This window comes from Spiroplasma endosymbiont of Nomada ruficornis (assembly GCF_964030795.1).
In the GTDB taxonomy this organism is placed as follows: domain Bacteria; phylum Bacillota_I; class Bacilli_A; order Mycoplasmatales; family VBWQ01; genus Spiroplasma_E; species Spiroplasma_E ixodetis_A.
Map to the genome: position 1 here is coordinate 896,417 of NZ_OZ034962.1, position 12,710 is coordinate 909,126.

Sequence of the window (12,710 nt, forward strand, 5' to 3'; positions counted from 1 at the left end):
GAATTTTTTGCAATTTTATTTACTTGCACTTACAAGTATAATTCAGCTTTAATTTAAAATAAATTAACAATTATTGATGAAATCGATAATGTATAAAAAAATATACTAATTTTCAATTTCTTTATTTTTTATATTTTTAATTGCTTGTGTTTCAGCATCACTAACATTAATATTTAAACACATACGATATAAACTAGAAATAGCAAAAAGACATTCACCAACTTTAGCACGAGCAATAAAATCAGTTTCATTAGCAGAAATGCCACCATATGAAGAATACAATTCATTTAATGCCGCTAAATCATGAGGTTGTAAGTTTAATACTTTTAAATATTGACTTGAGTTAATAATAGCAGTAGTATATTTTTTAATTTCTTCAGAACCAAGAAAATCGTTAATATTTTGTGTAATAATATTTATCATACCTGTATACTTACGAATTCTCTTAACAATTTGATACATAAATAATAATGCTGCTGGAAATTCTTTATCAATAAGTAAATGGGCTTCATCAATAGTAATTGAAATTCATTGTTGTTTATTATTAATTTCATTATCATTTTTATTTTTTCGTACTTCATTTTCAATATATTTCAAAATTAAAAACATTTGAGCGTTAACTAAACGTTTATTCCCTGATTGCGTTAAAGTATATAAATCATAAACTTGTAATAAACTACTGCTATTAATATTAGTATGAGCATTTCATAAATTAGCATCAGTACCACCAGTTGCAAATCTTGATAATATAATTAGTAAATTTTTTAATTCATTTTTACTTCTAATCTCTTCTTCTTTAACCATATCAGATTCAATAATATCATATAAATCTTGAAAAATTGGAAATTGATTTGGTTTTAATAAATGAATTTTTGTTCGAGAAGTAATACCAAATTTTTCATACATTAAATTTACATAAATCATTAATAAACTTGATTCATTTCTCGTTAATCCACCAGTAGCAACGTTTAAAAATTGTTCTAAGAATTGCATATGTGGTGCTAAAATATCACGAGTATTATTATCATTAGTATTATCATCACTCAGTGCCAATGTAATTTGAAATGGATTAATATTGCCAGAAGAACCGTCACCAACATCAATTCAACTTCCATCATGATAATTACATAAATCGCGATATTCACGTTCAGGATCAATAACAATTACTTTATGACCAAGCATAATTTGATAATTTACTTCTTTTTTAGAAGTATAAGATTTTCCTGAACCACTAGTACCAATAATTAATTGATTATGATTTTTACGAGTACTACTTTTAGTTCTTTGATCAAAAAATACTTTATTACCACTTTCATTAAATCCAAGAAACAGTCCTTGTTTATCATTTAATTCTTGATTTAAAAAAGGAAAACTAGCACCTATTGTTAAACATGGCATTTCGTGACCTGTTTCTTTAAATCAATCAGCACTATCTGGCATTACTGATAAAAAAGCTTCTAATTGACGATAATATAATTTATCAAACTTCATATTATTGTTTTTTATTTCGTATTCGGAAGTACTAATATTTTGCTTAAGTTGCTTACGATCAGCACCATTAATTAATAAATACATATTAGTATTAAATATTTTTTCACCACCACCAGCAATTTGATCTAATAATTCATTTAATGATTGATAATGATAATCATAATCTCTTCGTTCTGATAATGATTTTGTCATAAAATTTAAAGTTGCTAAATTTTGCATAGCTTTATTCAATTGTTTTTTAGCACTTTCTTCACTGATACTATTAAAAGTAAAGATTAAACTAGTATTCGGAATATTTACTAAATTTGCTAATCAGACTGCTGAAACTTCAAATGGATAATCATATATGTTATAAACAGCTTGAAAACAATTAGCAAATTCTAAATTATTCTTATGAACTAATAATTCTTTAATCGCTAAATCATTAGTTAAATCTTTACTTTTAACAGTTTCTTCTTTTTTTGTAGTAAACATTTCTTCTAACGAAGCATTTTCATTAGAATTTATTAATTTACTATAAACAACCATCATTTCAAAACAATTAATATCACTAGCTTTAACACCACTACGACTGATATAATTTTTAAAAGCATTTACTTCTTCTTTTAATTTTTCTTGATTTGATGAATAAAAAAATAAGTAAAAAAATGGTTGCGTCATTTCATTTTGATTTTGAATTTCATTATTAGCATTAATTGCTGATATCATTTGAAATTTTCTTGCTAATTTTGCTTTTTCACTAATATTTTCTAAATCAATTTTTTCGAGTTGTTCTTTATAAAAATTAGTTTGTGCAGTTATATCTAAAGGCATATCAATCTTTATTAAAGACATAGAAATATTAATAATTTTAAAAGCTGCAGCTAAATCTTTAATTTTATTTGAGGCTTCTTCATTAGATAATAATGTAATATTAAAACCCTCCAATAATAAAGCTCTAGTATAATTTGTATTTTTCACATTTAATTGCATCACATTCTTACTAATAATTTTTTTAAATGGTACTAATATTTGTGAATTTTTTTCAGATTTATAATAACGATTTTTACTATGAAATTTAAATCATAATAAAATAATTTCTCATCCTTTTTTTCTTGGCTGTCAATAAAAAGTAAGCGGAATAGTAGCACAACCAACTAAAATAACAGCTAATATTTTAAAAATAATATCAATTTGAAATAATAAAATAATAATTGAAGCAAATCCAACTACCATTAAAATAATTAATAAATCAATTAAACCAACACTTCTCCAAATTTGTAATTTTACAAATTTAATAGTTTTAGGAATTAAAAATTTCATTTATCTTTTCTTTTGAAATTTCATTAGAATTTAGCGCTGAATTTGGTTTACTGTTTATTTTCTCTATCTTTATACTATTAACACGCTTCTTAAAGCCACAACGACTGCAATTAACTTGAATATTTATTCCTTCTAAGTAATCAGCTATCAAAATTACTCTACCACATCGATAGCAAGCAAAAGAATTTTGTGGCTTTTGAGCTAATCGAACAGATGTATACGTATCTTTCATAATCATTGTCTCCTAACTGAATTTAATTTGTTTACTAAACACAATTCCAAGTTATCTTGTTCCCTAAATATTATTAAGCAACTGAAAAAGAAAAAATAAATTTTTGCTATATTTTTAATTTAAAATAACCCACTATTTAAACACTATTTTCTTTTTAAAATCTAGTTTTACTTTAAAAAATAAATTAAATTTTTAAAAGCAAAGAAGAAAATTTAAAAAAATTTTAATAAAATAATATCTATAAAAACTCAAGAAATCAAAGTTTTATACATTTCTTGAGTTAAATAAATTTTAACAAATTAACAAAAAATAACAAATTTTTTTTATTTTTCTAACTTTTTATTAACTTATCTAATCCTGGAATATTTGGCATTTCTCCTTTTTTAATCTGACCAGCAATTTGATCCATAACTTTTTTAGTTTTTTCAAATTGGTTTAGCACTTTATTTAATTCTTTTTCTGAACGACCTGAGCCTTTTAATACTCTTGCTTTTCTAGTTGGATAACGTAAAATTTGTGGCTTTTCACGTTCTTGAGCAGTTGTTGAAGCAATAATATATTCTGCTATTTTTAAATCAGTTTCAGCATCACTAATTTTAGCATCACTAATTTTAGCAGACATACCAGGAATCATTTTTACAAGTGAGCCCAATTTACCCATTTTTTGAATTTGCTTCATTTGATTAACAAGGTCATTCAAATCAAATTGACCTAACATCATTCTATTCATAGTTTCTTCAACATCACGAGTTGAAACTATACTTTCGGCCTTCTCCATTAATGTAGTAAGATCACCCATTCCTAAAATACGTTCTGCCATTCTTTCTGGATAAAAAACCTCTAAATCAGTTACCTTTTCACCCATTCCTAAGAACTTAACAGGAATCTTTGTTAAATAAGAAATTGAAAGAGCTGAACCACCCTTAGCAGTACCATCTAATTTAGTGATTATACTTCCAGTAATAGGAATAGTATTATTAAACTCAATAGCAACATTAATTATATCTTGTCCTGCCATACCATCACAAACAAGTAAAACTTCTTTTGGTGAAGTAATTTTTCTTATTTCTGCTAGTTCTTGCATTAATTTTTCATCAATGTGTAATCTTCCAGCTGTATCAATTAATATTACATCAAACTTATTTTTATTAGCATATATTTGAGCATTTTTAACAATATTAGTAGGAGTTTCATTTTTTTGGGAAAAAACTTCAATATTCAATTGTTTTCCTAAAACTTTTAATTGTTCAACAGCAGCTGGACGATAAATATCTCCTGCAACTAGTAAACATTTTTTTTGATATTTATCTGTTAACAACTTTGCTAGTTTAGATATTGTTGTTGTTTTACCAGAACCTTGTAAACCAACTATCATAATAACAGTAGGATTAGTAGATAAATCTAATTCAACATTCTTAGTACCCATAATCTTTGTTAATTCATCATGAATAATTTTAATTAACATTTCTTGTTGATCTAAGCCTTCTTTAATAAATTCACCTTTTGCTTTATTAATAATTTCATTAGTTAAAGTTTTAACCACTCTAAAATTAACGTCAGCCTCTAACAAAATTAATCTAAATTCTTTAATTGTTGCTTCCATATTTTCCATGGTTAAAGTTTTTTTACTTAAATTTTTTTCTAATGTTTTTTGTACTTTTTTTGACATAATGTCAGCAAAACTCATATTTATATTCTCCTCTATTTTTAAGACTACATTATTTTAACACTAAAATAATAATGAAAAAATAAATTAAACATAAAAAAATAAATATTTGAATTAACAAATTATATATTTTATAAAGTTAAAAAGAGAACCTAAGGGTTCTCTAAAAAATAATTAATTAATTTTTTAATTAATTAATTCTGTTGCTCTTACTTCACGAATAACAGTAATATGAATATCGCCCGGTATTGTAATCATTTGTTCTAATTTTTGTTTTAAGTTTCTTGCTAATATATGAGCATCAAAATCATTAATAACTTTAGGATCCACAATAACTCTAATTTGTCTTCCAGCCTGAACAGCATATGCTTTTTCTACGCCTTTAACAGATTTACACAAATCTTCAATTTCTTTAATTCTAGTTATAAATTCTTCTAATGAATTATTTCTTGAACCAAGTCTAGCTGCTGATAATGTATCAGCAGCTGAAACTAAAGAAGAATAAACATTATCTTTTGCAACATCACCATGATGAGAATGAATAGCATTAATAATAATATCACTTTCACCATATTTTTTTGCTAAAATCACACCATTATAAACATGTGAACCTTCTAATTCATAATCAGCAGCTTTACCAATATCATGTAATAAACCAGCACGTTTTGCAATATTAACATCTAAACCCAATTCAGCTGCCATTGCTCCTGCAAGTTTGGCAACTTCAAAGGAATGCAATAAAACATTTTGACCATAACTTGTACGATATTTTAATCTTCCAATATAAGATACTAACTCTGGTTCAAAACCAGTTAATTTTAACTCATCAATAATTTTTTTACCATCAATTTTAAAACCTTCATTTAATTCCTGCTCATGAAATCTCAAGATTTCTTCAATTCTAATTGGATGAATTCTTCCATCTTTAACTAAATCTTCTAAAGCTCTAGTTGCAATTTCTCTTCTGATCGGATTAAATGAAGAAATTTGAATTGTTTCTGGCGTATCATCAATGATAATATCTACACCTGCTGTTAACTCAAAAGATTTAATATTTCTACCCTCTTTACCAATAATTCTGCCTTTCATTTCTTCATTAGGTAACTTAACATATGATACTGACTTATCAACAATAAAATTACTTGCATAACGTTCTATTGCTTCACTAACAATATTATTGGCTAACTCTTTAGATTGAAGTTTAATATTATATTCATGATTTTTAATAATTTTATTAAATTCTAATGATAATTTTTCTTTTAATTTACTAAACAATTCATCTTTTGCTTCATTTCGACTCATACCAGAAATTTTTTCTAATTCCATAATAATTTGATCAATTTTTTGATGATATTCTAATTTAACATTTTTTACAATTTCACGTTGATGATAAAGATTTTGTGTTTGTGTTTCAATTATTTCTTCACGTTCACTTAATTTGCGTTCTCTTTTATTTAAAAGTTTCTCATATTCTAAATTTTGTTCTTTACGATATTCAATCTCTAAATACAAATCTTTTTTCATTTTACTTATTTCAATTTTTGCATCGGCTCTTGAGGATTGAATTAATTTTTGAGATTCTTTTTCTCTCTTTAAAATATTAGTAAAACTTTGTTGTTCTTTAATTTTTAAATACATTTTTCTAATTAGAAATCCAGCAATTATCCCTACTATCATTGCTAGAAAAATTGATATACCTACTCACATTCCAAACTGTTGACTACTTATATTTGATAATATAGCTAACATATTTTTTTCCATTTATATTTTTCTCCTGGCTGCAAAACACCTACAAGAAAAAGAATCCTTACACTCAAAAACTTAAATAAAATTAAAATTTTATATTTTTCTTCTTTAATATCTACACACAAATAAGTAGGATAATAATCCTACATTAATTTTAGCATGTTTTTTTTAAAACTTGATTCGTTCCTTAATTTGTTCTAAAAGAAAAGTATTTGTTTCTAAACTTTCTTTTGCTTTTATTTTTCCTTGTCCTAATTTTACATTTTCATAAGTGTATCAGCCACCAGATTTATTAATAACTTCTTTCTCAACAGCAATTGTAATGATTTCACTAATTTTTGAAAATCCTTCTTCAAAACAAAAATCAAGACTTGCTGTTTTAAATGGTGGTGCTACTTTATTTTTTACAACTTTTATTTTTATTTTATGACCAATTATTTGATTACTTTTGATTAATTGTTCACCTTTACGTACTTCTAGTCTAATTGTACTATAAAAACGTAATGCTTTTCCTCCGGGTGTTATTTCAGGATTACCATATATAATACCAACTTTTTCTCGAATTTGATTAATAAATAAAACAATAGAATTAGTTTTTGCGATACTTCCACTAATTTTCGTAATGCTTTAGACATTAATCGCGCTTGAGCACCAATTGTTTGATCATTCATATCACCATCAAGTTCAATTTGTGGAACTAATGCTGCTACTGAATCAACAACAATCATATCTCAAGCTTCTGATTTAACAAGAATATCTAGTATTTCTAATGCTTATTCTCCTGAATCTGGTTGTGTAATTAATAAACGACTAATATCAACACCTAATTTTTGACTATACTGACGAACTAATGCATGTTCAGCATCTATAAATGCTATTCTACCATTTTGTTTTTGAACTTCTGCTAAAGCCATTAATGCTAATGTAGTTTTACCTGCCGATTCTGGTCCATAAACTTCAATAATACGACCTTTTGGAAAACCTTTAACACCTAAAATATCATCTAATAATATACTTCCTGAACTAATAACTTCAATATCGCCAATACTACTATCACTTAGTAACATAATAGCACCTTTGCCAAATTCTTTTTCAATTTGCTTAATGGCCTTTTCTAATAATTGCTCTTTTTCTTTAATGTTTATTTCCATAAAATCACCCTACAAAATATTAATAACTCTGTAAGATAATTCCTTTTTAAAATTTAAAAACTTAATAAAATTTTTTTTAAAATAACTACTGCTTTTGCTACTATAGTTGATATAATTTCGTTTCTATTACCTGAAATATTTAACACTTCACATCAAACATTATCATTGATAACAATACCTACATATACTAAACCAACCGGTTTATTTTCTAGAGCATTAGGTCCTGCATTTCCAGTAAAACTAATAGCAATATTTGTTTTTAAAATTTTTTGTGTATTTAAAGCCATTTCTATAGCACATTGTTTACTTATTACACCATATTTTTCAATGGTTGTTTTTTTAATTTTAACAATATTGATTTTTGATTCATTAGTATACGTTATAAAACCACCACTAAAATATTTAGAAGCACCAGCAATACTAGTAATCTCTTGAGCAAAAAGTCCACCAGTAATACTTTCACAACAACTAATTCTAAAATTAAATTTATCTAATAAAACTAAAAGTTCAGTCATTTTTAAACCTTCAATCAAATAATTTACAATACAAAAAAAGAATAAAAAAATCATAAGCCACGTTCTGTTCTTGCTTCTTGCAAGTGCTAACCATTTATCTACTATTGTAAACAATAGTTCGGTTTATTATTCATTTCTAATAAACCAATGCCCCTACCTAAATTTGGGTTTCTCGCTTGTGGGGTTTATCTCGTTCCAGCTTTTAAGTTTCCTTAAAACTCGTCTCTATGACACTTTTATAGACTAGAACCTTATTGAATAAAAAACTTAGGTTTTTGTCAGCCGTCAGAATTACTGCTTAGAGTTATTGTTTTCTCTAACACAAACATTACTTTCATCACAGAAAGTGCGAGCGTGGACTTTCCTCTACATACTAATGCAGCGATTAGCTCATTTTTTATTCTTTTAGAAAAAAATTATAACATATTTATTCTTCATGTACAATACTTTCTAATTTGCTTAACCTCGTAATAATATCAACATTTTCTACACCTTTTTCTTCTAATTTTTGTTTTTCTTGTTTTAAAACTAAAATTTGTGTTTTTAAAACATCAATTTCTTTAAGTAACTTGTAATTATTATTTTCTAAAATTGCATTTTGCTTTTTTAGTTTATTTACAAATTCTTCTAGTATTTCATAATTAGTAGCTACTAAATCAAGAAATAAATCTACTTCTTTAGAATCATAGCCTTTATAATCAACAGTAAATTCTTTATCTATAATATCCTTTTTACAAATATTCATACTTATACCTCCTTTAATTAAAAGGAAAACTATTCCAAAGTTAGTAATATTCTATATGTAAGGGGGAATTAAAATAATGTTTTATGCTAACCGTGGAATGTTTCTTGAAACTATAATTAATTATACTATTGAAATTATAAATAATGAAAAACAAGCACTAATTTTTAAACAAAATCCATCAATTTTATATCAAAACAATAAAATTTTTAAAGAAAAAAGTAATGTTGATTATCATGGAGTTTATCATGGTAAATATTTGTGTTTTGAAGCAAAAAGTACTAAGTCTTTAACATTACCATGAAATAATTTTAAAAAACATCAACTTGAATACTTAGAAAATGCTTTTTATCTTAATGCTATTAGTTTTGTTATTATTTATTTTTCAGAACATAATGCCTTTTTTTTAGTTTTTTGAGAAAAATTAAAATTTTTAAAAGTTCAAAAAAAAGCACTGACATATAAACAAGTAGAACAAAATGGATATAAATTAGAAATTATATATCCATTTTATCTTGATTTTTTAAAATTTTTAATTTAAGAAGCTAAAGTTTCTGTTTGTTGATTAGTATGTTTTTTAAATTCAGAACTCGCTTTAAATTTAGGTGCTTTAGAAGCACTAATTACAATAGATTCACCAGTTTGGGGATTACGACCTGTTCTTGCTTCACGAATAATAGTTTCAAATATTCCAAATTTTGGTATATTAATTTTACCACCATTTGCAACTTCAACTTTTATCTCTTCAAAAAATAAATCAATAATATTAGTCGCTAAGGCAATTGTGACGTCAGACTTTTGCGCCACTATCTTAATAATTTCTGTCTTTGTTTTAGAATTACTTTTTGCCATAAAATTTCCTCCTAATGTTTTAATAATTATAATTATAATGTCTATTATAGATATTATTATAACTACGTTATCTTCAAACCAATTTAAAAATGTTACTGGTCTGTAATCAAATTATATAGTAACATTTTATAAAGTGAACCATAAAATGTATTTTTTTTCTAAAAAAATGATAAAATTATTTGAATAATATTTTTTTTACACTTATAAAGGTTAAAAAATAAAAATAAAATTTAATTTTCAATACTGATAATAAAATATTAAATAAATATTTAATTAAAATTAAAATGAAAAATAATTATTAAAAAAATGAAAAGAAAAACATGTAAAATATATTTATAGTTGTTCAAGTTTTAATAATTAATGATGCTAATTTTATATTACTAATTAATTATTTAATACCACGTAAATAACTTAAAAATAACGCTACATTTTACTAATATATTCAATGATGCAAAAACATAATAATTTTAGAAAGAGTGATAAACTATGAAAAATATTATCCATACGCCTAATGCTCCTGCTGCTATTGGGCCATATAGTCAAGCAATAATTGCAGGTGACTTTTTATATATTTCTGGACAATTACCAATTAATAGTAAAACAGGTGAATTTATTGGCACTAACATTTCTTCACAAACTAAGCAAAGTTTATTAAATATTAAAGCAATTTGTGAAGCTGCTAATATTACTTTAAATAATATTGTAAAAGTTAATATTTTCTTAAAAGACTTAAATCACTTTGTTGAAATGAATAAAGTTTATGAAGAAATATTTGGTAAACACGCTCCAGCAAGAGCAGCAGTTCAAGTTGCTAGAATTCCCAAAGATGCATTGCTAAATTGTAAAGGTAAGTGCAACTAAATTAGTTCATTGTGGTAATTATAATGATAAATTTGGAGCCGCTCTACCTCCTATTTATCTATCAACAACTTTTGCTTTTGATAGTGCCGAACAAGGTGGTAGGATATTTAATTTAAAAGAAGAAGGATATGTTGATACAAGAATTGGTAATCCAACAACAACTGTTTTAGAAAAACGAATGGCACATTTAGAAGGATCAGAAGAAGCAATTGCTTTCTCATCGGGTATGGGGGCCATTGCATCTACTTTTTGAACATTATTGAATGCTACTGACCATTTATTATCATCAAAAACAATTTATGGTGGTACTCATTCAGTTATTGAAAAAGGAATATCACGCTTTCAAATTGAAGTTGATTTTGCTGATTTTACTAAACTTGATGAAATTAAAAAAAATTTAAAACCAAATACTAAAGTTGTTTTTTTCGAAACACCAGCTAATCCTACTTTAGAAATTTTAGATATTAAAGCAATTAGTGATATTGTCCATCAATATAATCCGCAAATTCAAGTAATTGTTGATAATACTTTTTCTACACCAATCATTACTAAACCATTAATTTTTGGTGCTGATATTGTTATCCATTCAGCAACAAAATATATTAACGGTCATTCTGATGTTATGGCCGGAATTGTTTGTGGTAAAAGTACTTTAATAAATAAAATTCGTTTTGAAGGATTAAAAGATTTAACAGGAGCTGTATTATCACCTCATGATGCCTTTCTTGTTTTAAGAGGACTATCAACTTTAGAATTACGATTATGAAGAGCTTGCAAAAATGCAAGAATAATTGCAGCAAGATTAAAAGAACATCCTAAGATTAAAAAAGTATTTTATCCTGGACTAACTAATTCAGCAACAGAACAAGTACTTTATGAACAACAAATGAAATTACCAGGAGCAATTATTAGTTTCGAATTAAAATGTGGATATGATGGAGGAATCAAACTATTAAATAATTTAAAATTAATAATTTTGGCAGTTTCTTTAGGTGGAGTTGAGTCATTGATTGAACATCCTGCTTCAATGACACATTCTAATTATAATGCACAAGAATTAGCAGATGCAAATATTTCAGAAGGTCTTGTTCGTCTTTCAATTGGTATTGAATATGTTGAAGATTTGTGAAATGATTTGGAACAAGCATTAAAAAAACTATAATAATTATTTATTAGCAATATGCAACCATCAACAACATATTACCACTTAAACAAAAATCAGTATAACCATTTGGTAAAATAAATGAGTCACCTTTTTTAATACTAGTATCATCAATTATACCATTACCATCCAATACTGAGATTTGCAATCATCTAGTATTAGGATAACTATAATGGTTAATTCCCTCATTAATTAATTTAATTAACTTAAAAAACTTGTTATCAACTAAATAATTATCATGACCATTAGCTTCACTACTATTTAAATCAGGAGCTAAAACAATAGTTGATGCTTCTTTCAAATGCAAATTTCGTAAATTACCAAGTTCATCTTTACGATCATAATCATATAAACGATATGTAATATCTGATGATTGTTGTAATTCAAAAACCATAGTATGTGCCAATAAACCATGAATTTTTAGAGAAGGAACATAAATAAATTGATCTTTTTTAATTGGTATATATTTTAATAGTTTAGGTCATTGTTCTTTTGCCAATCATTGATTAAACTGATCTTTGGTTTTAGCATTATGACCCAAAATAACTCTACCTTTGGATAAACATTCTAATATATACCAACATTCAGTTTTTCCTAAACATTTATGATTTTTTTCTGCGAATTTATCATCAGGGTGAATTTGAACGCTTAAACTATCATTTGCGTCTAAAATTTTTGTTAACAATGGATATTCTTTATTAATCACACTACCTGAACTATCAAGATTAGCAAATAAACTAGGTTGCTGTTTAAACAATTCTGCTAAACTTAATCCTTTATACTCGCCATTTAAAACATAACTCATTCCATTGGGATGAGCACTAACTAATCATGCTTCACCAATTGGTGTATTTTTAGGTAAATCAAAATTAAATTTGTGTGCTAATTTTTGACTACCTCACAATTTGCGAATAAAAGCAGGTTTTAAAAAAATTATTTGTGATGTGCTATTATTCATATTCACTCTCCTAAACTTTGATTATTTGTTCA

12 protein-coding genes, 1 other RNA gene and 1 pseudogene are annotated in these 12,710 nt (G+C 25.6%); 3 read left to right on the forward strand and 11 right to left on the reverse strand.

What is annotated here, in order from left to right:
- Positions 1-105 precede the first annotated feature (105 nt).
- The 9 genes and pseudogenes from AAHM79_RS05445 to AAHM79_RS05490 form a co-directional block, all read right to left on the reverse strand.
- Positions 106-2,793 (reverse strand): Mbov_0397 family ICE element conjugal transfer ATPase, encoded by a 2,688-nt coding sequence (locus tag AAHM79_RS05445; RefSeq protein WP_342257290.1) that lies wholly within the window; start codon positions 2,791-2,793, stop codon positions 106-108.
- Complete coding sequence (locus AAHM79_RS05450) at positions 2,774-3,025, reverse strand: hypothetical protein (protein ID WP_174480064.1); 252 nt, start codon at positions 3,023-3,025, stop codon at positions 2,774-2,776. Before AAHM79_RS05450 ends, AAHM79_RS05445 begins: the two co-directional genes overlap by 20 nt.
- A 331-nt stretch (positions 3,026-3,356) precedes the next feature.
- Positions 3,357-4,712 (reverse strand): signal recognition particle protein, encoded by a 1,356-nt coding sequence (gene ffh, locus AAHM79_RS05455; protein WP_342257291.1) that lies wholly within the window; start codon positions 4,710-4,712, stop codon positions 3,357-3,359.
- 165 nt (positions 4,713-4,877) lie between these two features.
- Positions 4,878-6,452, reverse strand: coding sequence for a ribonuclease Y (gene rny, locus AAHM79_RS05460; protein WP_342257292.1), 1,575 nt, complete (start codon positions 6,450-6,452; stop codon positions 4,878-4,880).
- A gap of 153 nt (positions 6,453-6,605) precedes the next feature.
- Positions 6,606-6,860 carry a hypothetical protein gene (locus tag AAHM79_RS09645; RefSeq protein WP_425289555.1) on the reverse strand — a complete coding sequence of 85 codons (255 nt, stop codon included), beginning with the start codon at positions 6,858-6,860 and terminating at the stop codon, positions 6,606-6,608.
- Positions 6,837-7,588, reverse strand: a pseudogene (recA, locus tag AAHM79_RS09650) (recombinase RecA); the annotation flags it as partial. The pseudogene recA and the gene AAHM79_RS09645, both read right to left, overlap by 24 nt.
- Before the next feature lie 53 nt (positions 7,589-7,641).
- Positions 7,642-8,103, reverse strand: a complete 462-nt coding sequence (locus AAHM79_RS05480; RefSeq protein ID WP_342257295.1) for a CinA family protein — start codon at positions 8,101-8,103, stop codon at positions 7,642-7,644.
- A 48-nt stretch (positions 8,104-8,151) separates the two neighbouring features.
- Positions 8,152-8,501: RNase P RNA component class B (gene rnpB, locus AAHM79_RS05485), an RNA gene on the reverse strand.
- A gap of 29 nt (positions 8,502-8,530) precedes the next feature.
- Positions 8,531-8,848 (reverse strand): DivIVA domain-containing protein, encoded by a 318-nt coding sequence (locus AAHM79_RS05490; RefSeq protein ID WP_338959370.1) that lies wholly within the window; start codon positions 8,846-8,848, stop codon positions 8,531-8,533.
- A 76-nt stretch (positions 8,849-8,924) separates the two neighbouring features.
- Between AAHM79_RS05490 and AAHM79_RS05495 the strand changes: the two genes are divergently transcribed.
- Positions 8,925-9,386, forward strand: coding sequence for a Holliday junction resolvase RecU (locus AAHM79_RS05495; protein WP_342257296.1), 462 nt, complete (start codon positions 8,925-8,927; stop codon positions 9,384-9,386).
- Here the strand turns inward: AAHM79_RS05495 and AAHM79_RS05500 are convergent.
- Complete coding sequence (locus AAHM79_RS05500) at positions 9,383-9,697, reverse strand: HU family DNA-binding protein (protein WP_252320859.1); 315 nt, start codon at positions 9,695-9,697, stop codon at positions 9,383-9,385. The two genes, AAHM79_RS05495 and AAHM79_RS05500, sit on opposite strands and share 4 nt — an antisense overlap.
- 486 nt (positions 9,698-10,183) lie before the next feature.
- Here AAHM79_RS05500 and AAHM79_RS05505 point away from each other — a divergent pair, with 486 nt between their 5' ends.
- The gene (locus AAHM79_RS05505; RefSeq protein WP_342257297.1) at positions 10,184-10,558 is read left to right on the forward strand and encodes a RidA family protein; all 375 of its coding nucleotides are present in this window, start codon (positions 10,184-10,186) and stop codon (positions 10,556-10,558) included.
- Positions 10,536-11,720: a trans-sulfuration enzyme family protein gene (locus tag AAHM79_RS05510; RefSeq protein ID WP_425289556.1), complete on the forward strand. Its 1,185-nt coding sequence runs from the start codon at positions 10,536-10,538 to the stop codon at positions 11,718-11,720. The genes AAHM79_RS05505 and AAHM79_RS05510 overlap by 23 nt, the downstream gene beginning before the upstream one ends.
- A 10-nt stretch (positions 11,721-11,730) precedes the next feature.
- On the opposite strand, the gene AAHM79_RS05515 is transcribed toward AAHM79_RS05510, so the two are convergent.
- Positions 11,731-12,678, reverse strand: coding sequence for a type I phosphomannose isomerase catalytic subunit (locus AAHM79_RS05515; protein ID WP_342257298.1), 948 nt, complete (start codon positions 12,676-12,678; stop codon positions 11,731-11,733).
- Between the last annotated feature and the right edge of the window lie 32 nt (positions 12,679-12,710).